At 37.5% G+C, this 23,095-nt stretch carries 24 protein-coding genes and 1 tRNA gene; 9 read left to right on the top strand and 16 right to left on the bottom strand.

Annotation, left to right across the window (positions count from 1 at the left end; translation table 11 throughout):
- Positions 1–12: 12 nt before the first annotated feature.
- Genes LB465_RS06775 through recF form a run of 4 tightly spaced genes read right to left on the bottom strand, consistent with a single transcriptional unit; the run spans position 13 to position 2,386 of the window.
- A complete protein-coding gene (locus LB465_RS06775) occupies positions 13–585 on the bottom strand; it encodes a pseudouridine synthase (protein WP_224468514.1) in 573 nt (190 codons plus the stop codon).
- 10 nt (positions 586–595) lie between these two features.
- Positions 596–892, bottom strand: a complete 297-nt coding sequence (locus LB465_RS06770) for a DUF721 domain-containing protein (protein WP_075327954.1) — start codon at positions 890–892, stop codon at positions 596–598.
- Positions 876–1,310 carry a lipocalin family protein gene (locus tag LB465_RS06765; protein WP_224468511.1) on the bottom strand — a complete coding sequence of 145 codons (435 nt, stop codon included), beginning with the start codon at positions 1,308–1,310 and terminating at the stop codon, positions 876–878. The genes LB465_RS06770 and LB465_RS06765 overlap by 17 nt, the downstream gene beginning before the upstream one ends.
- On the bottom strand, positions 1,307–2,386 hold the full coding sequence (gene recF / locus LB465_RS06760) for a DNA replication/repair protein RecF (RefSeq protein ID WP_224468509.1): 1,080 nt from the start codon (positions 2,384–2,386) through the stop codon (positions 1,307–1,309). The genes LB465_RS06765 and recF overlap by 4 nt, the downstream gene beginning before the upstream one ends.
- A gap of 146 nt (positions 2,387–2,532) precedes the next feature.
- Between recF and LB465_RS06755 the strand changes: the two genes are divergently transcribed.
- From LB465_RS06755 to LB465_RS06725, 7 genes are all read left to right on the top strand, one after another.
- Positions 2,533–3,306 (top strand): tetratricopeptide repeat protein, encoded by a 774-nt coding sequence (locus tag LB465_RS06755; protein ID WP_224468507.1) that lies wholly within the window; start codon positions 2,533–2,535, stop codon positions 3,304–3,306.
- Positions 3,307–3,308: 2 nt separating this feature from the next.
- Complete coding sequence (gene ribH, locus LB465_RS06750; protein WP_224468505.1) at positions 3,309–3,806, top strand: 6,7-dimethyl-8-ribityllumazine synthase; 498 nt, start codon at positions 3,309–3,311, stop codon at positions 3,804–3,806.
- A 110-nt stretch (positions 3,807–3,916) separates the two neighbouring features.
- Entirely contained in the window at positions 3,917–4,210 is a 294-nt protein-coding gene (locus LB465_RS06745) for a hypothetical protein (protein ID WP_224468503.1), read from the top strand.
- The gene (gene mutL, locus LB465_RS06740; RefSeq protein ID WP_224468500.1) at positions 4,211–6,079 is read left to right on the top strand and encodes a DNA mismatch repair endonuclease MutL; all 1,869 of its coding nucleotides are present in this window, start codon (positions 4,211–4,213) and stop codon (positions 6,077–6,079) included.
- Entirely contained in the window at positions 6,080–6,823 is a 744-nt protein-coding gene (locus LB465_RS06735) for a rhomboid family intramembrane serine protease (RefSeq protein WP_224468498.1), read from the top strand. It abuts the gene before it with no gap.
- Entirely contained in the window at positions 6,823–7,737 is a 915-nt protein-coding gene (locus tag LB465_RS06730) for a rhomboid family intramembrane serine protease (RefSeq protein ID WP_224468496.1), read from the top strand. Before LB465_RS06735 ends, LB465_RS06730 begins: the two co-directional genes overlap by 1 nt.
- Positions 7,738–8,763: an endonuclease/exonuclease/phosphatase family protein gene (locus tag LB465_RS06725; RefSeq protein WP_224468494.1), complete on the top strand. Its 1,026-nt coding sequence runs from the start codon at positions 7,738–7,740 to the stop codon at positions 8,761–8,763.
- Here LB465_RS06725 and LB465_RS06720 read toward each other — a convergent pair.
- From LB465_RS06720 to LB465_RS06665, 12 genes are all read right to left on the bottom strand, one after another.
- Positions 8,753–9,403, bottom strand: a complete 651-nt coding sequence (locus LB465_RS06720; protein WP_224468492.1) for a WbqC family protein — start codon at positions 9,401–9,403, stop codon at positions 8,753–8,755. The two genes, LB465_RS06725 and LB465_RS06720, sit on opposite strands and share 11 nt — an antisense overlap.
- Positions 9,404–10,978, bottom strand: a complete 1,575-nt coding sequence (lepB, locus tag LB465_RS06715; RefSeq protein ID WP_224468489.1) for a signal peptidase I — start codon at positions 10,976–10,978, stop codon at positions 9,404–9,406. It lies immediately after the preceding gene.
- Positions 10,979–11,033: 55 nt separating this feature from the next.
- Positions 11,034–11,747, bottom strand: coding sequence for a 4-hydroxy-tetrahydrodipicolinate reductase (dapB, locus tag LB465_RS06710; RefSeq protein WP_224468487.1), 714 nt, complete (start codon positions 11,745–11,747; stop codon positions 11,034–11,036).
- A gap of 78 nt (positions 11,748–11,825) precedes the next feature.
- Positions 11,826–12,422: a DUF5683 domain-containing protein gene (locus LB465_RS06705; RefSeq protein WP_224468485.1), complete on the bottom strand. Its 597-nt coding sequence runs from the start codon at positions 12,420–12,422 to the stop codon at positions 11,826–11,828.
- A complete protein-coding gene (locus LB465_RS06700) occupies positions 12,412–13,317 on the bottom strand; it encodes a ParB/RepB/Spo0J family partition protein (RefSeq protein WP_224468483.1) in 906 nt (301 codons plus the stop codon). The genes LB465_RS06705 and LB465_RS06700 overlap by 11 nt, the downstream gene beginning before the upstream one ends.
- Before the next feature lie 3 nt (positions 13,318–13,320).
- On the bottom strand, positions 13,321–14,085 hold the full coding sequence (locus LB465_RS06695; RefSeq protein WP_224468480.1) for a ParA family protein: 765 nt from the start codon (positions 14,083–14,085) through the stop codon (positions 13,321–13,323).
- A gap of 164 nt (positions 14,086–14,249) precedes the next feature.
- Positions 14,250–15,131: an SDR family oxidoreductase gene (locus LB465_RS06690; protein WP_224468478.1), complete on the bottom strand. Its 882-nt coding sequence runs from the start codon at positions 15,129–15,131 to the stop codon at positions 14,250–14,252.
- A gap of 88 nt (positions 15,132–15,219) precedes the next feature.
- Positions 15,220–17,355, bottom strand: coding sequence for a methylmalonyl-CoA mutase (gene scpA / locus LB465_RS06685; RefSeq protein WP_224468476.1), 2,136 nt, complete (start codon positions 17,353–17,355; stop codon positions 15,220–15,222).
- A 14-nt stretch (positions 17,356–17,369) separates the two neighbouring features.
- Positions 17,370–18,752 (bottom strand): methylmalonyl-CoA mutase subunit beta, encoded by a 1,383-nt coding sequence (locus tag LB465_RS06680; RefSeq protein WP_224468473.1) that lies wholly within the window; start codon positions 18,750–18,752, stop codon positions 17,370–17,372.
- 24 nt (positions 18,753–18,776) lie between these two features.
- On the bottom strand, positions 18,777–19,094 hold the full coding sequence (locus tag LB465_RS06675) for an FtsB family cell division protein (RefSeq protein ID WP_224468471.1): 318 nt from the start codon (positions 19,092–19,094) through the stop codon (positions 18,777–18,779).
- Positions 19,095–19,183: 89 nt separating this feature from the next.
- Complete coding sequence (gene udk / locus LB465_RS06670) at positions 19,184–19,792, bottom strand: uridine kinase (protein ID WP_224468469.1); 609 nt, start codon at positions 19,790–19,792, stop codon at positions 19,184–19,186.
- Between the two features lie 92 nt (positions 19,793–19,884).
- The gene (locus LB465_RS06665) at positions 19,885–21,084 is read right to left on the bottom strand and encodes a PQQ-dependent sugar dehydrogenase (RefSeq protein ID WP_224468467.1); all 1,200 of its coding nucleotides are present in this window, start codon (positions 21,082–21,084) and stop codon (positions 19,885–19,887) included.
- Positions 21,085–21,266: 182 nt separating this feature from the next.
- On the opposite strand from LB465_RS06665, the gene LB465_RS06660 reads away from it, so the two are divergent.
- Positions 21,267–21,341 (top strand) — tRNA-Pro (locus LB465_RS06660).
- 215 nt (positions 21,342–21,556) lie between these two features.
- Positions 21,557–22,828 carry a site-specific integrase gene (locus LB465_RS06655; RefSeq protein ID WP_224468465.1) on the top strand — a complete coding sequence of 424 codons (1,272 nt, stop codon included), beginning with the start codon at positions 21,557–21,559 and terminating at the stop codon, positions 22,826–22,828.
- The last annotated feature ends 267 nt before the right edge of the window (positions 22,829–23,095 follow it).

Here is a 23,095-nt window from a genome sequence, read left to right as displayed (position 1 = left end):
AAAGAATACAAATCAATATGAGAATTCTGCAAGTTCAATAACCTCGCCGGCATCCATTCCGTTCAGTTTTTCGTTGCCAATTCTTACACGAACCAATCTTAAAGTAGGGAATCCCACGGCAGCAGTCATCTTCTTCACCTGCCGGAATTTACCTTCAATTAGTGTTACCGAAATCCAGCTGGTTGGGCCATGACGTTCATCGCGAATTTTCTTTGCTCTTTTAGGAAATTCAGGTCTTTCATCTAACACAAAAGCTTCGCAGGGCAGGGTGTCATAGGTTTTTCCGTGGATGCCTATTTCTACGCCATTTCTTAGTTGTTCAATAGCCTCAGAAGTAATTTTCCCATCAACCTGAACGTAGTATTCCTTTTCAATTTTATTCCTGTTAACTTCAGCGCTAATTTTGCCATTTGTAGTAAGAAAAAGCAAGCCTTCAGAATCCTGGTCCAACCTTCCAACAGACATCGTTTCCTCTGGAAAATTGCCTAAATCTCCCAATAGTTTCTTTTTCTTTCTGGGACGTTCATTGGTGATAAACTGACTTAAATACCCGTAGGGTTTATAGATTTTGAAATGACGGTGCACTGAAATATTTTTAACGTAAAACCAGTTTTTTAATCAGGTCTTTTCCTAATTCCCGATTAAGCATGTTAATGATTTTTTCCTTTCCGTAACTAAGTTCTTCCCTTAAAACCGAAGAACTTAATTGTACGAAAAGTGTTTCGTTTTGAAGTTTGATGGCTGTAGTATATTTTTCGATAGCAGGTCCCATTTCCCGGTACCAGACATCTTTAACGCTAACTTTATCAAGACCACCCTGAAGTTTGTTATGGTCTACAAATTCTTTTAAAACTTCGCTTAAACTTTGATTTTCACTATTTCTCTTCTTCATTTTCATCTAATAAGGAGGTGAATTTTGTATAATGGTAAATTTTCCCATCCCGGTTTAGTACACTAAACTTATCTTCTTCAGCAGAAATTACGGTCTCTGTCCATTCGTCAAATGGGGTTTTGTAATGTAAACGCAAACTGTCGTTTTCTATTTGTGCTGAAATTTCTTCTATATCTTCACTAGTCTTATAACTGCCATCAAATTGCGGCTTAACCTTTTTGCGAAAGCCTTCTTCGCCATCAAATTCAATATAATCTACCGTGGCATTCACCTTGTAGTTAATTACTGAATCTTCAGAAACTTCTACACGGTCAATTTCCCAGTAGCCTGTAAGGTGTTCTAATTGTTCTTCAGGATTATTTTTCTGGCATCCTAAAAATACGATTCCGAATAGGAAAAAAAGAATTTTTTTATTCACAATTTAAAGAGTTTGTAAGATTGATTACTGCTTTTTACTACGGCTTCTGTACGGTCTGCATGCGTATCGCTGATAAATATTTGTCCAAGTTGATCTGTAGCTACCAAAGCTACAATATGTGCCACACGTTGCTCGTCTAATTTGTCAAAAATATCATCGAGGAGTAAAATTGGGTTGACTTTACTTATAGCTTTTATAAAATCGAATTGTGCGAGTTTTAAAGCCACCAAAAAAGATTTTTGTTGTCCCTGGGAGCCGAATTTCTTAATAGGGTGACCTTCAATTTCAAAACTTAAATCGTCTTTATGCGTGCCGACACTGGTGTATTGTAGAGCCATATCCTTTTGAAGATTTGCTTCAAGTAAATATGCTAAGTCACTATCAAACAGTTGACTTTTGTAGCTAATATCTACCTGCTCTTTATTTTTCGTGATATCGGCATAGCGTTTATTAAAAATAGGAATAAATTCTTCTAAAAAGTCTTTTCGCTTTTCGAAAATATACTGGCCGAGTTCGCTAAGTTGTAGGTTGTAAACTTCTAAAGTATCGCGGTCGAAACTATGATTGGCTGCGAAGTATTTCAACAGGGAATTACGCTGTGCATTTATCTTACCATATTGAATTAGTTTATTTAGATAAACATTATCACTTTGGGATATCACCCCGTCCATAAATTTTCGTCTGGTCTCACTGCCTTCTATTATAAGGTCACGATCGGCGGGTGATATAATTACGGTAGGAATAAACCCAATATGGTCACTGAATTTCTCGTAGGCTTTGTTATTTCTTTTAATTACTTTTTTTTGTCCGCGTTTCGCACTGACTAAGATGTGTTCGTCCTTTTCAGATTTTTCAAAATGCCCTTCAACAACAAAAAAATCGGCTTCGTGATTAATGTTTTGACTGGTAATTGGGTTAAAATAACTTTTCCCAAAAGCCAAATGATAAATACTGTCTAAAACGTTCGTTTTACCAACGCCATTATTGCCAACAAAACAGTTTATTTTTGTATCAAACTCGAAAGAAGCCGAATCCAGGTTTTTATAATTAACTAAAGAGAGGTGTTTTAAAAACATAAAATGCTGTTATTCAGCTTTTTGATATTTATATAAAAGAATTATGAAAGTAAAGCGAATGACCCGAAAATATTAAAAAAATACAAATAATTTCCCTTTTAATTTTGAATAAAAATCATATTTTTGCCACGCATTAAACAGTTTTTATGGCAACTTACAAGAAAAAAGGATATAAACCATCTAATAAGGAAGAACAGCAGAAACAAGTAGAAGACGAATCTACAACTGCTGAAGTATTTAACACTCTTGACGAAGGTGCTGGCAGGACCGAAACCTGGGTCGCGGAGAATCAGAAGTATATTTATATCATTGTTGGAGTAGCTATCGTAGCCGTTTTAGGCTATCTTGGGTATAATCGCTTTATAAGCGAACCAAAACAAGAAGAAGCAGCCAATGAAATGGCACAGGCGCAAAATTATTTTGCATCAGCTTTAAACGCATCGGGCGCTGAGCGCGATTCACTTTTTACCATGTCTTTAAATGGTGGGGAAGGAAAATACGGTTTTCTTGATATTATAGATAACTACGGAAGTACAGATGCAGCAAATCTTGCAACTTACAATGCTGGTTTTGCTTATTTAAATACCGGGAATTACCAGGAAGCAATCAATTACCTTGAAGATTTTAATAGTGACGACGAAGTTCTGGCAGCTTTAGCTACCGGAGGAATTGGAGATGCTTTTATGCAATTGGAACAACCGGAAGAAGCTTTAGATTATTATGAAAAAGCCGCTTCTATGCGATCCAATGAGTTTACAACACCAAAATTCTTACTTAAAGCAGCAATAACAGCTTTAGAAGTAGGGCAACCGGCTGAAGCTGAAGAACACCTTCAGAAAATAGAAGATGAGTACCCAGAAACTCCAGAAGCTGAGCAGGTACCAATTTATATGGGGCAGGCTCGAGCTGCAAAACAATAATTATGGCAACAGAAGGAAATAACCTTTCAGATTACGATAAAGACAAACTTCCCGATGCGAGTGATTTTCGCATCGGGATTGTTGTTTCAGAATGGAACGATAAAATTACCGAAGGCCTATATGAGGGTGCTTATAATGCGCTCATAGAAAATAAGGTTCAGGAAAAGAGAATTGTTCGTTGGAATGTTCCCGGCAGTTTTGAACTTGTTTATGGCTGTAAGAAGATGCAGGAAAGTTTTGATATGCTCGATGCTATTATTGCAATAGGAAGTGTAATAGAGGGCGAAACCAAGCATTTCGATTTTGTTTGCCAGGGAGTTACCCAGGGCATAAAAGATCTTAATGTGGAAAACGATACTCCAATTATCTTTTGTGTATTAACCGATCAAAATATGCAACAGGCTATTGATAGAAGCGGAGGTAAGCACGGTAATAAAGGTACTGAAGCTGCCATAGCTGCTATTAAAATGGCAAAACTACGCCATGACGCCAGATATTAAATCTGCTTATACATCGGCATTATTCTTGTTGATTTCTTTTTAAGCTCTTTGGCTTCGTTTTTTAGAAGCAATTTGAGTAAATTTGACCTACCACGAAAAATCAGCATATTTTGAAACTCAAAGTTTATAAACCTAGAAAAAACGCCCGTTATAATTACACCCCACGTTATTATAAGGGGAAAGATGCTGGTAATATATATAGTTTTGATTCAAAATTCAATAAATATAAGGAAACGACCAATGCCATAGATTTTGGCTCCCAGTGGGCCGAGGTGCGTAAATCGAGTAGAACGCGCGGTAACCGGGAGATTAATAAGCGACTCCTTATAATTATAATGGTGCTGGTTCTTATTTTTCTATGGATAATTGATTTTGATCTGTCCATCTTTTCCAATCAGCCTTAAATGACGGATATAATTCAACTTTTACCAGACCATGTAGCGAACCAGATTGCTGCCGGGGAAGTGGTGCAACGCCCTGCTTCGGTGGTAAAGGAACTGGTTGAAAATGCTATTGATGCAGGTTCAGGGAATATCCAGGTTGTGATAAAAGACGCAGGCAAAACCCTTATTCAGGTTGTTGATGACGGAAAAGGAATGAGTCTTACCGATGCCCGAATGTGTTTTGAACGTCACGCTACTTCAAAAATAAAGACTGCGGAAGATCTTTTTAGTTTGCAAACCAAAGGTTTTCGCGGTGAGGCACTTGCTTCTATCGCTGCGATTGCCCACGTAGAATTAAAAACTAAACAGGAAGATGAGGAAGTAGGTACGCAAATTAAAGTTGAAGGCAGTAAAGTCGCCAACCAGGATGTTTGTGTTTGCCCCAAAGGAACTTCGGTAAGTGTTAAAAACCTCTTTTATAATATTCCTGCCAGAAGAAATTTTTTGAAATCTGATGCGGTGGAAACACGTCATATTATAGATGAATTTCAAAGGGTGGCTTTAGCGCATCCGCAAATCGCTTTTTCCTTATTCCATAATGGCAGTGAACTTTTTCAATTGCCGGAAACCAACCACAGGCAACGAATCACCAATATTTTTGGGGGAAAAACCAATGAAAAACTGGTTCCCGTAACTGAAGAAACCGAGATTGTAGAAATTTCCGGTTTTGTTGGGAAACCGGAATTCGCCAAGAAATCCCGGGGAGAACAGTTCTTTTTTGTAAATAATCGCTTTATAAAAAGTCCCTATTTGAACCATGCGGTAGTAGCTGCTTTTGAAGGATTGCTAAAAGATAAATCCTATCCAAGCTACTTTCTTTTCTTAAAAGTAGACCCCAAAAGTATAGATATCAATATTCATCCCACGAAAACTGAAATAAAGTTTGATGATGAACATGCGCTTTATGCGATATTGCGAAGTGCAATAAAACATAGTTTAGGGCAATTTAATGTAGCTCCGGTTTTAGATTTTGACAGGGATTCTAACCTGGATACACCTTATGATTATAAAAACAGATCGGCTGAAGTTCCTCAGGTTGAAGTGGACCGGAATTTTAATCCTTTTCAGGAAGAAAATGCAAGAACTCATAAAAGCAGTTCGCATTCTTTTTCTTCCAACTTTAAAAGAGAGCGTGGAGAAAACTGGGAGAGTTTATATGCCGGTTTGCAAACCGAAGACTCACCCAAACCAGATAGTGATTTTAGGGAAATAGAATTTGAAAGTGAGGAAGTAACCGGAAATCTATTCCAATCTTCAGAAGATTCACAAGAAAAATCTACCTTTCAGCTTCATAAAAAATATATTGTAAGTACGTTAAAAAGCGGGATATTAGTGATAGATCAGCATCGTGCGCACACTCGAATTTTATATGAGGAAATGCTGAAAAATATTACAGTTTCAGCAGCGGTGAGCCAGCAGTTGTTGTTTCCTTTAAATCTTCAGTTTAATACGCACGAAATTGAAATAATAAAACAACTACAGGATTCACTGGAACAAACGGGATTTGTATTTTCCGAAGTAAAAGGGGATTCCGTAGAAATTGTGGGAATACCAACGCTAATTTCAGAAAGCGAAGTAGAAATATTACTGGAACAGCTTATTTCCGATTTTGAAAACGATGTACCAGATAATGGTTTTTCACAAACTGATTTACTGGCAAAATCGCTTGCAAAAGGAATGGCAGTAAAATCTGGAACCTTATTAAACAATACCGAGCAGCAACATATCGTTAACAGGTTGTTTGCTTGTAAAGAACCCGGGTTAAGCCCGTCTAACAGATCGGTTTTCGTTACTTTAACGGTAGACGAACTGGATAAAAAATTTATGTAAATGGGAAGAATTACCGAAACTGTAAAAGTACTTTTAATCATCAACATCATCTTTTTTGTTGGTAGCCAGTTTCTGGGCGATTATGCCTATCAATTATTTGCACTTTGGTTTTTTGAGAACGAAAATTTTATGGTGTGGCAGTTTGTGACCCATATGTTTATGCACGGTAGCCTTATGCATATTTTTTTTAATATGTATGCCCTCTGGGCTTTTGGAGGTCCTATAGAGCAAATGCTTGGTCAAAAACGCTTTATTTTCTTTTACTTTTCTGCCGGACTTGGAGCCGCTTTTTTACATACCCTGGTAAATTATATAGAATTTAAAACCGGTTATAATGCTTTGCTAGACGCGGGGATGAGTATGGGAAATATAGAGCAACTCCTTAAAACGGGAGAATACTCTACAGCTATTCTTGATTCGGTACCCAAGGAAACATTACAGGGTTTATATCAAAGTGTAAATACCCCGGCTGTAGGAGCATCTGGAGCTATTTATGGGATTCTTGTTGCTTTTGGGATGATGTTTCCCAATGTAGAATTATTCCTTTTATTTGTACCGGTTCCTATTAAGGCTAAATTCTTTATTCCTGCGCTTATTTTACTCGATTTGTTTTCAGGATTTACAGGATACTCTTTATTTGGAGGAGGCATAGCGCACTTTGCTCACGTTGGTGGTGCTTTATTTGGTTTTATAATGATGTGGTACTGGAAGAAAAACCAGTTTAACCAAAACCGCTGGGATTAATGAAAGGATCTGATAAATTAAAATATAAACTACAGACCGCCACGGTAGTTGAAAAGCTAATCGCTATAAACGTGCTGGTTTTCTTCCTGTTCTTTTTGTTCAGGACTATTGCTTATTTATTTCAGTTACCATCAGATTTTTTACTGGAATGGTTTGTTTTTCCAAAGGAATTGGGAGAGTTTATTTTTAAGCCCTGGTCTATTATTACTTACTCTTTTTTACACGGCGGGATTTGGCACATTCTCTCAAATATGCTAATCTTATATTTCTCCGGAATTTACTTTTTAAACTACTTTTCACCCAAGCGATTGCTTAATTACTTCTTTTTAGGAGTGATTATGGGCGCTTTGGTGTATATGCTGAGTTATAATCTGTTTCCTGCATTCGAGGCCACCGGGAGGTCTTATCTAATAGGGGCCTCTGCCGGGGTAATGGCTGTTTTAGTGGGTATTGCAACCTATATTCCAAATATGCGTGTTAGGCTTCTTTTAATTGGAAGCATTAAATTCTGGTATATCGCTGCTTTTTTGGTGGCACTGGATATCATTCAAATTCCAATGGGGAATGCCGGTGGTCATTTGGCACATCTTGGTGGTGCGGCTTTAGGTTATGCGTACACCAAACAATTACAGAAAGGGAATGATATTGGTGCCTGGTTTGAAAAAATAATGGACAGCTTTGCGGCTTTGTTTAAACCTACCGAGCGCAAAGCCAAAATGAAAACTGTTTACCGCAAAACTTCTGCTAAAAAACAAGCTACTACTCAGCGTAAATCTACTTTTTCCAGAAAATTGGATAAGGATGAAAAGCAAAAACAAATTGATGCTATTTTAGATAAAATAAGCAAGAGCGGTTATGATAGTTTGAGCAAAAGCGAAAAAGATTTTCTATTTAAAGCCGGTAAAGAAGATTAAATGAAGAAACTCGGACTCTTAGATAAAATTACCTTTATCTTTAATTCCCTTGCCGCTACGGCACTTTTGCTATCGTATCTACTTGCTTTTATTCCTCCCAAATCATTTCCATTACTTTCGGTATTGAGCCTTGGTGTTCCGGTTTTAATTCTTATAAACCTGGTTTTTATGGTTTACTGGATCGTGAGGTTTAAAAAGCAGTTTTTGTTATCATTTATCATTTTACTAGTGGGTTACAGTTACGTGAAAAACCTCTACCAGTTTACCGGAGATACGCAAACTACAGAAGACGAATTGAGCATTATGAGCTATAATGTTAGGATGTTTAATTCGTACAATTGGACAGATGAAAAAAACATTCCTGAAAAAATCACAAACTTCGTAAAAGAGAAAAATCCTGATATTTTACTTACACAGGAACATACCGTAGATGAAACTGGATTTAAAGAAATCTACCCTTATAAGTTTATACATAAAAAAGGAAGAAATTCTGAATTTGGTATGGCAATATTTTCTAAGTATCCAATAATCGAACAATCTTCGATTGACTTCCCGCACGATGGGAATAATAATTCTATTTATACCGATGTGGTAGTGAAAAAAGATACTTTACGTATTTTTAATGTTCATTTCCAATCTCTAAACATTAAACCTGAAATTAACGATTTGCGGAAAGCAGATTCTAAAAAATTATTGGGTAGAATAGGGCAGGGCTTTAGTTTGCAGCAAGAACAGGCCGAAATGATGATGACGAAAGTAAATGAAACTCCTTATAAAACAATTATCGCGGGAGATTTTAACAATACCGCTTTCTCCTACGTTTATGAAATGATAAATAAGGAAGATAGGTTTGCCGATGCTTTTTTACATTCAGGAGAAGGTTTTGGGCAAACCTTTAAATTGAATTACTTCCCTTTAAGAATAGATTTTATATGGGTAGATAACAGCATTCAAATAAACGACTATGAGCGTTTTAAAAATGAATATTCAGACCACTATCCAATTTTAGCTAAGATTAAAATTTAAGCTTCTGCGATTCAAGATAATTGGTAGTATTTGGCCCTTCATTAAAAAGAAGGTCCAAGATGCTTAAATTAGCTAAAAAACCTTGTTTTTCTTTAAAAACCTGGGTGTATTCTTCTTGCTCAAAATTGAATTTGGCTTTGGCATTAATCAAATTTCGTAGATCTTTTTTATCTTCCGGATTAAGCATGTATTCTGAAGTTTTCTTGAAATCTAAATCCAGCTGAAGGGAATCTGTAATAAATTCAAGGCAGGCATAATTAAAATCCATTAGATAATCATATTTTTTATGATAGAGCGGATAAATTTCATCTTCGTAGAATTCAAAAAAAGGAGAAGTTTGGTAAGAAGCTTTTAAAGCACGCCAGTGTTGCTTTTGCCATTCAAAATCGTTTTCAATTTTCACTTCTTTGTACAGCTGATGCTTACCGGCTTCTTTAGGTTCTCCGGTTAAAGCAGAACGATGTCTAATAGGAATATTCAGCAATAATTTTCCGTTGGAATCATATATATACATGCGGTTTCTATAGGTTTGCTTCTGGTAATTGTCTTCATTTTCAAAAAAGACTTTATCTGCTTGTACCAGCGCAACAAATTGAGAAACCGGCCCAAAATAGGCCGGATGTATTAAAATTTCTTCCATTTAATCGTTTTTCCTGCGTTTTTTAAAGTAATTGAAAGCGATAAGTATAACTACTAATATCAGGAAATAGGGTAGGTAAGAGGTAGGTGTTGCATCGCCCTTTACGGTAGTGAAAACGCGATCCCATCTAATTTTATTAAAGAAGCCCTGGGCATTGGTATCCCAGCTCATCCAGATAAAAACAGGTTTTCCTACCACGTGGTTTTCAGGAACAAATCCCCAGGTACGGCTGTCCTCACTATTATGACGGTTATCACCCATCATCCAGTAATAGTTCTGCTTAAAGGTATAAGAGCTTGTGGGTTGTCCGTTTAATAGAACCTGGGTTCCATTAAGGCTTAGCTTATTATTAATGCCCATTTCGCTGCCCTCGTAAGTCTCTATAATTCGCTTGTAAAAAGGCATTGATTCTGCAGTAAGATCTACCGTTACACCTTCCTCTGGAATGTAGATTGGTCCCATATAATCGTTATTCCAATTTAGCTTTCCATTATTCGGGAAGATACTTCGGTCTTTTGAACCTAAAGAATCAGAATATCTTTCGATACTGGTAACATTAGGATGATTTTTAATTCGATTATATGCAGCCTCAGTTAAAGCTTTTATATAGAATTGATTGGTATTAGAATCGTGGTAATAACCATCGGTAATATCATATTCTTCATATAAATATCGAGGGTTGAAACCCTGCCCGTTGGTAGTACCAATATAGGTGAACTGAGTTTTTGCCCTTCCGGGAAGTTGAAGTGGCTCGTTATTCACCACTACTTTTCCTGCGCGAACCTCCAGCGAATCCCCGGGAACTCCTACCGCACGTTTTACATAATTAGATTTTTTGTCTATGGGTTTGTAATAATATTTACCATCGCCATATTGTTGAAATGCGTTTACCGTATCTACCGGCCAGTTAAAAACCACAATATCGTTACGTTCAATATCTTCGAATCCCGGTAATCTCAAATATGGAATTTGAGGTTCAGTTAAATAAGATTTTACGCCCAAAACAGGAATGGTATCGTGAACCATAGGAAATGCAACTGCCGTTCTTGGTAAGCGTGCACCATAATGAAACTTACTTACAAAAAGAAAATCTCCAACTAAAAGAGTTTTTTCTAAAGAGGAGGTCGGGATAGTAAAAGGTTGCATGACATAGGTATGCACGATGGTTGCGGCAATCACGGCAAAAAGGATTGAACTTACCCATTCCCCGGCGGCAGTTCTTGGTTTTAGGCTGCGGTCTTCAATATATTTTACATCGGTTGCATAGTTAATGTAGTAGATGTAAAATCCGAGTGTAATAATAGCCAGAAAGGTATCTGTGGTGCTATGTCGGCCATAGCTCCTAATGGTTTCTACCCAAATTACCGGGAACATTATCAGGTTTACAATTGGGATAAAAAGAAGGATCACCCACCACCACGGGCGGTTTATAATCTTCATTAAAATTACTGCATTATAAATAGGAATAGCGGCCTCCCAGGCTTGTCTTCCTGCTTTTTTATAAAGTTCCCAGGTACCTGCAAAGTGAATAACCTGAATTAGCAGAAAAAATAGAAACCATTGTGTAAACGTCATATTTTTATTCTTTGCTTATTAGTAACAAAATGTATTGTTTGTTACTATATTTTGTTTAAAATTGGCTGGAAAGTACATCTTTCATAGTAAATATCCCTTTCTTATCCTTAAGCCATTCAGCAGCAATTACTGCGCCCAGCGCAAATCCCTCTCGGGATTTTGCGGTATGCATAATTTCTATAGAATCTATATTAGATTTGTAAGAAACGGTATGAGTTCCGGGAACATCCTCGATTCTTTTTGCCTTAATCGGGATTTCATCGGCTGCTGCGTGATCAAGTTGCCAGCTGTTTTTCTTATCGTTTTCTGAAACTATTTGCTGAGCAAGACTTATAGCTGTGCCACTTGGGGCATCTTGTTTTTGGGTATGATGAATTTCTTCAATTTCAACGGCATAATCATCCATACCGTTCATAATTTTGGCCAGTTTTTTATTAAGCTCAAAGAAAAGGTTTACTCCTACACTAAAGTTTGAAGCGTAAATAAAAGCACTATCTTCCTTTTTACAGATTTCGACTGCTTTCTCATAATCGTCAAGCCAGCCAGTAGTACCACAAACCACCGGAATATTATTTTTAAAACAGGTAGTAATATTTTTGAAGGCTGCTTTAGGGACACTAAAATCTATAGCAACATCAATTTCCATTTTATCTATCTCGAATGAATCAATATCTTCTTCGAGCTTAAGAACAATTTCATGGCCACGGTTTTTTGCTATCTCCTCGATGGTCTTCCCCATTTTTCCGTATCCTAAAAGTGCTATTTTCATCTCTATAAATATTGTTTTTTATTTAATTGGTAGTATTAACAATTGAATGATATAATCAATAGTCTATGTAGGCCACTTCTAAAATCTATAATTTAAAGACAAGCCGTATTGGGACTTACCGGTAAAATTATTGAAATCCATATTTGGTTTTACTGTCAAGTCTTCACTCACGTTAAATTGTTGTAAATGTGCATCTACGTTTGCATCAATAATGTTTAAAACATAAAAACCGGCAGTTACTAAAATTGAAATTTCTTTATTTCGGCGGTAAAATTCTTGGGCTCTGATTAGTGCGTCGGTTGTAATTCGGTCTCCAAACTCATCTTTTCTTCCAGCCAACCGGTCTTTGTAAGCGTCTCTATATCTATTCCATTGTTTATTGTTGTTTATATAAAAATAAACCCCGGTACCAATGCCGGCATAAACGAGCGGAATTTTCCAGTAGCGACCATTGTAGGCCTGGCCCAAACCTGGCAAAACAGCCGAATAGAAGGCGGCCTTAGCCGGTGCGAGGGCATTATAGGGTTTATAATCTTTTTCTTCTTCTTCCTCTTTTTCTTCGGAAATTGTCTCCTGCACTGCAGGTGTATCAACCATCAAAGAATCTTCCTGAGCCGTAAGCGTTAAAACGAACAACAGAAAAAAAAGAACTGATAAAACCCGATTATTCTTCACCCTGGATAAGTTTTTTGAGTCGAATAAAATCTTCTTCGGAAGAAAAAGGAATACTGAGTTTTCCAGCACCTTTTTTAGTGACTTTCACATCTACTTTGGTGCCAAGATATTCTGAAAATTCTTTAATTCCTTTTTTATAAGAAGTAGGGACTGCAGCTGATTTTTTAGGAGTTTTAGAAGCCTTACTACCTTCGTTAATCTCGCGTACCAATTGTTCGGTTTCTCTAACCGATAAAGATTTCTGAAGTATTTTCTCGTAAATCTCCAGTTGTTTTTGTGGATCACTAACGTTTATAAGTGCACGGCCGTGTCCCATACTCATAAAACCATCCCGCATTCCGGTTTGAATAATAGGATCCAATTTTAGAAGACGTAAATAATTGGCAATTGTAGATCGGTTTTTACCAATACGCTCGCTAAGTTGCTCCTGAGTAAGGTTTATTTCATCTATTAAACGCTGATAAGAAAGTGAGATCTCAATTGGATCTAAGTCCTGACGTTGAATGTTTTCAACTAAAGCCATTTCCAGTGATTCCTGGTCGTTGGCAATCCTGATATATGCCGGAATCGTTTTTAACCCAACCAGTTTTGAAGCACGATAACGTCTTTCTCCTGAAACCAGCTGATATTTATCGAAATCCAGTTTTCTAACGGTAATTGGCTGGATTACTCCGAGCTCCCTAATTGAAGAGGCCAGTTCTTTAAGATTATCTTCATTAAAACTGGTTCTTGGCTGAAAAGGATTTACTTCTACTGAATCTAAATCCAGTTCTACAATATGCCCAACCAGCTTATCGGCATTTTTATCTTCAGCAGATTGTATGTCGTTTTGAGGGTCTTTCAATAAAGCCGAAAGTCCGCGTCCTAAAGCTTGTTTTTTAGTCGCCTTCGCCATCTTCTAAGGGTTTTTCTTTATAATTTCATTCGCCAGGCTCAAATAATTGCTGGCTCCTTTACTACCCGCGTCATAGTTAATAATACTTTCACCATAACTAGGGGCTTCACTTAAACGCACATTTCTTTGAATGATTGTATCAAAAACCATCTCGCCAAAATGCTTCTGAACTTCTTCTACAACCTGGTTAGAAAGCCTTAGACGGGAATCGTACATAGTTAGCAATAAACCTTCTATGTCTAATTTATTATTATGAATTTTTTGAACGCTTTTTATGGTATTCAGCAGTTTGCCTAAACCTTCCAGCGCAAAATATTCACACTGAATTGGAATTACCACAGAATCTGATGCTGTTAAGGCATTTAATGTTAATAAACCAAGGGAAGGAGCGCAATCTATTAGAATAAAATCATACAGTTCTTTTAAGGGCGTGATTGCTTTTTTCAGCATAGATTCCCTTTGATCCTGATCTACCAATTCGATTTCTATGGCAACAAGGTCTATGTGCGCCGGGATGATATCCAGATTTGGAGAACTTGTTTTTTGAATGCAATCCTCTGCAGCTATTGATTCTTCAAAAAGCTGGTAAGTGCCTAACTCAACCTCTTCCACATCAATTCCGAGTCCGGAAGTGGCGTTAGCCTGTGGGTCTGCATCTATTAACAATACTTTCTTTTCAAGTACTCCAAGCGAAGCGGCCAGGTTTACCGAGGTAGTGGTTTTGCCCACTCCTCCTTTTTGGTTTGCAATAGCAATGATTTTACCCATTAAGTCTCTTTGATTTTTGAAGGGTAAAAATACAATTTATTACAGGTTTATAAAATGATTTTGTTAACAGCTTATACATAAAAAACCGGTTGTTGCCCTAAATGGTTAACAATCGGTTTGATTCTCTAAAATTTGAATATTTCTAACATTAGAATTAACTCGTTTTAGCTGCCTTTCTTCGACTTGATCATCGCTTCTAACTGGTCCCACATTTCCTCTGGAATAGCCTCGAGTAGATTAAATTGCCCTGCACCTTTAAGCCATTCACCACCGTCTATGGTAATTACTTCACCATTTACATAAGCTGAAAAGTCTGAAACCAGATAAGCGGCAAGATTTGCCAGTTCCTGGTGTTCGCCAACCCGTTTCAGCGGTACTTTCTTAGCAAGATCGAATTTATCTTTTAGATCTCCCGGCAATAATCTATCCCAGGCGCCTTTTGTAGGGAAGGGACCGGGTGCGATGGCGTTAAATCTAATCCCGTATTTTGCCCATTCCACGGCCAATGATCGCGTCATTGCCAAAACCCCGGCTTTTGCTGTAGCACTGGGTACTACATAAGCCGAACCCGTCCAGGCATAAGTGGTAACAATATTTAGTACGGTTTTGTCTTTTTGCTTTTCGTCTATCCAATGCTTTCCAAGCGCCATGGTACAGTTTTTACTTCCTTTTAATACAATGTCAATAATAGTATCAAAAGCATTGGCGCTTAATCTTTCGGTTGGAGAGATGAAATTTCCGGCGGCGTTGTTCAGTAAAACGTCAACGCTTCCAAATTCTTTAAGAACTTCGTCACGCATATTTTCTACCTGCTCATAATGCCGAACATCACATTGCACGGCAAAACATTTTCCTCCGGTTTCATCTTCAAGTTCTTTGGCGGTATTTTGAAGTTTCTCCAGGTTTCTCGAAGTAATGGCAACATTGGCTCCAAGCTCCATAAAATATTTAGTCATTGCTTTTCCAAGCCCGCTACCGCCACCGGTCACGACAATCGTTTTGCCTTTTAAAGCATCGTCCCGAAGCATTTTTTTAGTATAATCCATATTTTATTTTTTAGTTGGTTGGTTTAATCACTAGGTGAAATTTAAGTCTCTTTATAAATTATAAACCTTCAAGGTTATTTTTTTGAGTTTAATCTTCTTCTATCAAAATTTCTAAAAGCTGAATAGCGGCATCACTTATTTTAGTTCCAGGACCAAAAACTGCAACAGCGCCCGTATCAAATAAATATTGGTAGTCTTGCGAAGGAATTACCCCGCCCACAATAACCATAATATCTTCGCGTCCTAATTTTTTTAATTCTTCTAAAACCTGTGGAACTAAGGTTTTATGTCCTGCCGCCAAAGAGGAAACTCCAAGAATATGCACATCGTTTTCTACGGCTTGTTTTGCAGCTTCTTTTGGAGTTTGGAAAAGCGGACCAATATCTACGTCAAAACCAAGATCTGCATAACCGGTGGCTACCACTTTTGCACCGCGATCATGACCATCCTGACCCATTTTTGCGATCATAATTCGGGGTCTTCGCCCGTCTTGTTCGGCAAATTGATCTGCCAGTTCCCGGGCTTTTTTAAACGAAGTATTATCTTTCATTTCTTTGGAATATACACCGCTAAAGGTTTGAACTTTAGCTTTATGCCTACCGTAAACTTCTTCAAGCGCATCGCTAATTTCACCTAAAGTAGCGCGATGTCGTGAGGCTTCAACAGCTAAGCTAAGCAAATTTCCATTTTCTTTTTTAGCACATTCGGTGAGATCTTTAAGTGCTTTTTGAACTTTTTCGGAATTTCTTTCAGCTTTTATCTTTTCCAGACGTTCTACCTGTTGTTTTCTAACGGTTTGGTTATCTACTTCTAAAGTAACCAGTTCGTCCTCTTTTTCGAGACGGTATTTGTTTGTGCCTACTATAATATCAGTTTCACTATCAATTCTGGCTTGTTTTTTTGCAGCAGCTTGTTCAATTCGCATCTTCGGAATTCCTTCTTCAATAGCTTTGGTCATTCCGCCAAGTTCTTCAACTTCCTCGATGAGTTTCCAGGCTTTTTCTGCAATTTCATCGGTAAGTTTTTCAACGTAGTAACTTCCAGCCCAGGGATCTACCGTTTTGGTGATTTTTGTTTCCTGTTGAAGGTGCAATTGCGTATTTCGGGCAATTCTCGCTGAAAAATCTGTAGGTAGGGCAATGGCTTCATCCAGGGCATTGGTGTGTAAACTTTGCGTTCCTCCAAATGCTGCCGCAGCTGCTTCAATGCAGGTTCGTGCTACATTATTGAAAGGATCCTGCTCGGTTAAACTCCAACCACTGGTTTGTGAATGGGTCCTAAGCGAAAGCGATTTTGGATCTTTTGGGTTGAATTGTTTTACAAGCTTTGCCCAAAGCATACGGGCAGCCCTCATTTTAGCGATTTCCATAAAATGGTTCATCCCAATTCCCCAGAAAAATGAAAGTCGGGGTGCAAAGCTATCAATATCCATCCCGGCGTCTAAACCTTTTCTGATATATTCTAATCCGTCGGCAAGGGTGTAAGCAAGCTCAATATCACAGGTGGCACCGGCTTCCTGCATATGATAACCCGAAATACTTATGCTGTTGAATTTGGGCATATTTTGAGAAGAATATTCAAAAATATCAGAAATAATCTTCATTGAAGGAGTAGGAGGGTAGATGTAGGTATTTCGCACCATAAACTCCTTTAAAATATCATTTTGAATGGTTCCTGAAAGTTGTTCCGTTTTAACGCCCTGTTCTTCGGCAGCAACGATATAGAATGCTAAAACCGGTAAAACCGCACCGTTCATCGTCATAGAAACCGACATTTTATCGAGTGGAATTTGATCAAAAAGGATCTTCATGTCCTCAACCGAATCAATCGCAACTCCCGCTTTTCCCACATCGCCAATCACGCGTTCATGGTCACTGTCATAACCGCGATGGGTAGGAAGGTCAAAAGCTACCGAAAGTCCTTTCTGCCCGGCAGCAAGATTTCTTCGGTAAAAAGCATTGCTTTCTTCGGCAGTAGAAAATCCTGCATATTGGCGAATCGTCCAAGGACGGCTAACATACATCGTGCTATATGGCCCACGCAAATAAGGAGGAATTCCCGCCGCAAAATTTAAGTGCTGTAAATCCTGAATATCGGCTTTGGAATAGGAAGGCTGCAAATCTATTTCTTCGGGAGTTTCAAAAGTGTTGTTTTCTCCTTCTTTTTGCCTTTTTCCGAGTTCCGGCTGCTTTAATTTTATATGTTGAAGTTCTTTTCTTTGCATTGCTTAATTTTAAATTAATCTGCCTTTTCCTGCTTCAAACGTTCCTGTTCCAGTTGTTCGCTTAAACGTCTTTCCAGGATAGGCTCAATTAAAGTTTTACGCGGATTTTGTTTTAAAAACGGGTACAATTCCAGTTCATCTTTCATTTTATCCTGCGGATTTTCAAACTTGTTGGTCCCGATTAAAACCAGTTCACCCTTATCAAACTGTTCCTGTTCCTTTTTAGCGCTTTCTTTTATTTTTCGCTGAATTACTCCTTCTTTTAATTGCTTTAAAAAACCATCACCTTTTTCAATTTCTTTAAAAATATCTAAGGCCATTTCAGCAAATTGTTGGGTAAGACTTTCAATATAATAAGCACCCTCTGCCGCGTTCGCCACCTTATCGAGATAGGCTTCGTGTTTCATTACCAGCAATTGATTGCGCGCGATACGATCTCCAAATTCGTTGTTTTTATGGTAAATCGTGTCGTAAGGCATATTATAAACCGTATCGACGCCGCCCAGAACCGCACTCATACTTTCGGTGGTAGTTCTTAGCAGGTTCACATTAAAATCGTAAAGCGTTTTGTTTCTTTTTGTGGGTTGCGCGAGAATATGGCAAGATTCAGAAATTTTATATTTAGAAGCCAAGGTGGCGTAAAGCCATCTCAAGGCTTTAATTTTTGCAATTTCGAAGAAATAATTTGGCCCGGATGAGATTAAAAAATGAGGCTGAAATTTCTCGAAATTCGGCTTTTCCTGAAAGTGATTTAGATATTCATTAACGTGTGCCAGGGCATAAGCCAACTGCTGCGGAATAGTAGCACCGGCATTTTGATATAAAGTAGCGTCCACACTTATTACCGAATTAAATGCGTTGGAATTAGTGAAAATGACATCAAGGATTTCGTGGTCTTTCTTAAGATTGTGATACCAGTTTCCGGAGCGGGCAAGGTTTCCTATAATATCAAACTGAAGAAAAACCTGGTGTTTTTTTTCATTAAAAAACTCCCGCAAACGTTTGAAATAACTTTCAGAAAAAAAGTTGAAACTGAAGTAAATAATAGTTTTTTTAAGGTCTATACCTTTCAGTAAGCCTTCAATAGAAATCTCTTCATTTGGAATAATAAACCAAAGGCTTTCAGTTCCTTTTCCCAAAACTTCAAGGGCTCGTATATTGGTTTTTTCCGCAGAAGCGACATATAAGCGCTCGCAAATGTTCCAGTTCTTAGGAGAAGGTGTTTTTATGCTGTCTACAACATCTTCAGCATTATAAAAAGGTTTTATATTGATTCCGTCCAGGGATTTATAAACGAGCTTCTCGTTATAATCGGCCCCTTTTAGGTCGAATTGTATTTTTTGTTTCCATTGCTTTGCAGAAACTTCTTCAAATTCCTGAAATAATGATTCTGTCATTTTATGTGGTTTTTTTGAAGAAAATTAATCCTCAATCGTATCGTATTCTATTATAAAAATTTCTTCATTCGGTCGTTTCATATAATATTGCTGTCGGGCGAATTTTTCCATTTCTACTGAATCCTGAAGCTGATCTATGGTAGCCTTATCTTTAGAAATTTCATTCTCATAATACTGCCTGTTTTCTTCAAGCTCGTCTATTTCCTGATTCAGTTCATTGTGAACTAACCACGAATTGCTATCTAAAAAAAACATCCAACCCCCAAAAATAATTATGAGCAACACGTATTTGTTGCTGATAATTTTAAACCACTTTTTGTTTCTTAATTCCTTTAATTTCACACCTTCTAACTTCAGTAATTAATTAAGATTATGTTGGTTAAGCCGAAAATCTTGAATTTTTGGCTGCTATTTGGCTTAAAGATACAAAATTAGGTCAAGCGGTCTTTGATTATGGTTTGGACAATATCAACAGCTACGGTGTTGTAACGGTTGGTAGGAATAATGATATCTGCAAATTCCTTTGTAGGTTCTATGAACTGTTGGTGCATAGGCTTCAGCGTAGTTTGATAGCGCCATAAAACTTCATCTAAATCGCGGCCACGTTCAGAAATATCTCTTTTAAGTCGACGAATTAGGCGTTCATCACTATCGGCGTGGACAAATATTTTAATATCAAACATTTCTCTTATGTCGGGATGGGCAAAAATTAAAATACCTTCTACGATCACCACTTTTCTGGGTTGGGTTTCCAGGGTTTGTTTGGTGCGGTTATGTTCTGTGAAAGAGTAGACAGGCTGCTGAATAGTATTACCTGCTTTAAGTTCTTTTAGATGTTCTACCAGTAGGTCGAAATCTATGGATTTTGGATGGTCAAAATTGGTTTTAACCCGCTCTTCTTTAGATAAATGACTTAGATCTTTGTAGTAGGAATCCTGGGAAATAACATCTACCTCTTCATTTTTTAATTCGTCTATAATTTGTCTTACTACCGTAGTCTTTCCACTTCCGGTTCCACCTGTAATTCCTATAATGAGCATCTAAAAAAATTTGGGGCAAATTTAAACATTTGCCCCAAATTAGAAATAAATATGATGTTTTATTACTCACTAAGTGAGTTTTGAATAGTCAATTATTCAGTTTCATCAAGTGGTAATAGTTTTACTATTCCTGTTCCTTCTACAGCGGCGTAAATAAACCCGTCTGGTCCCTGTTGAACATCTCTCATTCTTCCCAGACCTTCTAATAATTTTTCTCTTTTGATTACTTCACCATTTTCCATAGCTAAATGTTCTAAATATTGGAATTTAAGAGAACCAACTAATAGATTTCCTTCTAGTTCAGGATATTTATCTGAGGTTACCTTTTCAAATCCACTGGGAGCTATGGAAGGTACCCAGTAAGTTAGTGGGTTATAAAATTCTGGTCCGGTTCTATCTTCCGTAATTGTAGTACCGTCATAGTTTTCACCATAAGTTACCACAGGCCAACCGTAGTTTTTTCCGGCTTTAATAACATTTATTTCATCGCCACCTTTTGGGCCGTGTTCGTTAACCCAAACTTCGCCGGTTTCTTCATTATAGATCATTCCCTGCGGATTTCTATGTCCGTAAGAATAAATTGCTTCCTTAGCGTTTTCTTCTCCTACAAAAGGATTGTCTGAAGGAATACTTCCGTCTAAGTTAAGTCGGTAGATCTTACCACCGTCTCTTGTGATATCCTGTGGGTTAACATCTCTGTTTCCGCGATCTCCAATGCTGAAAAATAAATGGCCTTCACCATCAAATACAATTCTGGAACCAAAATGCTGACCTCTGGTAGAATTTGGTTCTCCTTTGTAAAGATCTTCACGGTTTGTTAATTGGTTATTTTCCAATTTAGCTCGCATTAAGGCAGTATTTCCACCTTCGCCCTCACCTTCATCAGAGGAATAGGTTATATAAACCCAATTGTTATTTTCAAAATCTGGGTGAAGAGCGATATCTAATAAGCCTCCCTGTCCCTGATTGTAAATCTCAGGCCCACCAGATACAGCTACTTTGTTTCCATCTTTAAAATGGTAAATATCTCCGCCTTTTTCGGTAACGAGTATACTGCCATCAGGAAGGAAGTCAAATCCCCACGGGATTGACATATTCTCTACGACTACTTCGTGCTCATACTCCCTATCTGGTGAAACGGCTTCAGGCTGTTCTTCGGGTAATGGATTTTCGTTGTCTTGTTCGTTGGTTGCTGTTTGTTCCTCAGCTTCAGCTTTTTCTTCGGATTTCTGGTTTTCTCCACAGGCCGAGAATGTAAAAATTAAGCCCAGTAATAATAAAATTCGTTTCATAATTATTTTTTTGTGATTAGCTTACCCTGCATTATAAGCAAGATTCAACTAAGATATAAAAAATCTAAAGTTTTTCTTGTAGACTGATAAGTTTTCTTATATTTGCACCCGCTTTGGAGGATATTAGTTCTCACAAGTTGAAATTTTGAAATTATAAAGATAGCGTGAGCTATTGTAAGCTACGGGGTGTAGCGTAGCCCGGTTATCGCGCCTGCTTTGGGAGCAGGAGGCCGCAGGTTCGAATCCTGCCACCCCGACGAACCTTCTTTAAAAGAATATAAAAACACTGTTAATCTATTGATTTTCAGTGTTTTTTGTTTTTACGATATCATTTGATATGGATTAATATCACCCTATTCAGTGAATGATTCGGTGAATACTTTCTTTCCAGCATTTCACTATCTTAGAATGATCATTAGATTGATTTGACTTTCGTCTTTAACACCTATTGTTTAACTTAAAGACATTCGAAATGCCTGATTTTACTACATTCTCCGTGCTTTTCTTTACAAGGAAGCTCAACCGGAACAAAAAAGAATTATCCATTTACGCCCGTATAACGGTCAATGGAAAATGCTCTGAAATGAGCTTGAAAAGGAAAACTTTAGTGAATGAATGGGATAGTTCTAAAGGACGACTTAAAGGAACTTCTCCCAGGATCAAAATACTGAACAGTTATTTAGACCAGGTCTATTCCAAATTGCTGGACACCCAGAAGAAAATTTTAGATAAAGATTCCTTAGTCACTGCTGAAAAAGTGAAATCTTCCTACCTGGGATTGGATGAAGAGCACAAAACCCTCCTGGAGATTATAGATTACCATAATAGCACAATGCAAGACGTCCTTAAGCGGGGCACGCTTAAGAACTATAATACCACAGCCAAATACCTAGACGAATTTCTAAAAAAGAAAAAGAAAACCAGAGATGTGTACCTAAAGCAGATTGATTACCAATTCATTACCGAATTTGAAATGTTCCTCAGGAATTACCGTGCTAAAAAAGCAAGAAAGACCTGTGGCACCAACGGGACTATGAAACACTTGGAACGCTTTAAAAAAATGATTAACCTCGCCATTAAGTTAGAATGGTTAGATAAGAACCCTTTTCAGAATTATAAAATGAAGTTTGAAAAGAACGAGCGTCAATTCTTATCGGAGCGGGAATTAAAAATGGTCGAAGAAACCTATTTTAAAAATGGATCACTGGAACGAGTGAAAGATATGTTCCTTTTCTCCTGTTATACCGGGCTTACTTATGGTGAGCTTAAAGTACTCACCAAAGATCATATCGTTAAAGGAATGGACGGTAAAAACTGGATATCTACCAAACGCGAAAAAACTAATGAACCGGTAAAAGCTCCACTACTCCATAAAGCGGATATTATTTTAAAAAAATATCAGGATAAACGGATTGACCTAGTTAGTGAGTATTTATTTCCTGTGAGATCCAATCAAAAGATGAATGAATATGTAAAAAAAGTAATGAAAGCTTCAAAAGTGAGAAAACATATAACCTTTCATTCCGCGAGGCATACCTTTGCTACCACAGTTACTCTTTCTAATGGGGTGCCTATTGAGACGGTGTCCAAACTTTTAGGGCATTCAAAATTATCTACTACCCAGATTTATGCAAGAGTTATGGAGCATAAAGTCAGCAATGATATAACCGCCTTGGAAAAAAGGATGGCGAAGAAGGATAGAAAAAATGCCGAAGTTCTAAAAGTAGGAAATAATCAGCCGTAGCAAACGACCACGGAGCTTCGCAAGGGTGTAAAATAAACTCTGTCTGCATAGGATTATTTATTAATTTCATTTAGATAGAATTATATGATAAAAAAGAACACCAAGAATTCGAGAAGAAGGTGTCATGTCTAGCAAGAGCCTTTTGGTGCAAATGGTGCTGTTAAAGAACGATATTGAGAGAACCCTTGATACAGAGATGGACTACCACCTGAATAGTGTTGAACACTCTAAAGGGAATAAGCGTAATGGGAACAGCTCTCCCAGTAT

The organism is Salegentibacter lacus (assembly GCF_020164555.1).
Classification (GTDB): Bacteria; Bacteroidota; Bacteroidia; order Flavobacteriales; family Flavobacteriaceae; genus Salegentibacter; species Salegentibacter lacus.
The sequence above is the reverse complement of the archived record's forward strand: the minus strand, read 5'-3'. Positions and strand labels throughout refer to the sequence as shown.

Coding starts and splice junctions, on each gene's coding strand:
- LB465_RS06770 (WP_075327954.1), bottom strand. CDS start 892: ATGAAGAAGAGAAATAGTGAAAATCAAAGTTTAAGCGAAGTTTTAAAA.
- recF (WP_224468509.1), bottom strand. CDS start 2,386: ATGTTTTTAAAACACCTCTCTTTAGTTAATTATAAAAACCTGGATTCG.
- LB465_RS06755 (WP_224468507.1), top strand. CDS start 2,533: ATGGCAACTTACAAGAAAAAAGGATATAAACCATCTAATAAGGAAGAA.
- ribH (WP_224468505.1), top strand. CDS start 3,309: ATGGCAACAGAAGGAAATAACCTTTCAGATTACGATAAAGACAAACTT.
- mutL (WP_224468500.1), top strand. CDS start 4,211: ATGACGGATATAATTCAACTTTTACCAGACCATGTAGCGAACCAGATT.
- LB465_RS06735 (WP_224468498.1), top strand. CDS start 6,080: ATGGGAAGAATTACCGAAACTGTAAAAGTACTTTTAATCATCAACATC.
- LB465_RS06730 (WP_224468496.1), top strand. CDS start 6,823: ATGAAAGGATCTGATAAATTAAAATATAAACTACAGACCGCCACGGTA.
- LB465_RS06725 (WP_224468494.1), top strand. CDS start 7,738: ATGAAGAAACTCGGACTCTTAGATAAAATTACCTTTATCTTTAATTCC.
- LB465_RS06720 (WP_224468492.1), bottom strand. CDS start 9,403: ATGGAAGAAATTTTAATACATCCGGCCTATTTTGGGCCGGTTTCTCAA.
- lepB (WP_224468489.1), bottom strand. CDS start 10,978: ATGACGTTTACACAATGGTTTCTATTTTTTCTGCTAATTCAGGTTATT.
- dapB (WP_224468487.1), bottom strand. CDS start 11,747: ATGAAAATAGCACTTTTAGGATACGGAAAAATGGGGAAGACCATCGAG.
- LB465_RS06700 (WP_224468483.1), bottom strand. CDS start 13,317: ATGGCGAAGGCGACTAAAAAACAAGCTTTAGGACGCGGACTTTCGGCT.
- LB465_RS06695 (WP_224468480.1), bottom strand. CDS start 14,085: ATGGGTAAAATCATTGCTATTGCAAACCAAAAAGGAGGAGTGGGCAAA.
- LB465_RS06690 (WP_224468478.1), bottom strand. CDS start 15,131: ATGGATTATACTAAAAAAATGCTTCGGGACGATGCTTTAAAAGGCAAA.
- scpA (WP_224468476.1), bottom strand. CDS start 17,355: ATGCAAAGAAAAGAACTTCAACATATAAAATTAAAGCAGCCGGAACTC.
- LB465_RS06680 (WP_224468473.1), bottom strand. CDS start 18,752: ATGACAGAATCATTATTTCAGGAATTTGAAGAAGTTTCTGCAAAGCAA.
- udk (WP_224468469.1), bottom strand. CDS start 19,792: ATGCTCATTATAGGAATTACAGGTGGAACCGGAAGTGGAAAGACTACG.
- LB465_RS06665 (WP_224468467.1), bottom strand. CDS start 21,084: ATGAAACGAATTTTATTATTACTGGGCTTAATTTTTACATTCTCGGCC.
- LB465_RS06655 (WP_224468465.1), top strand. CDS start 21,557: ATGCCTGATTTTACTACATTCTCCGTGCTTTTCTTTACAAGGAAGCTC.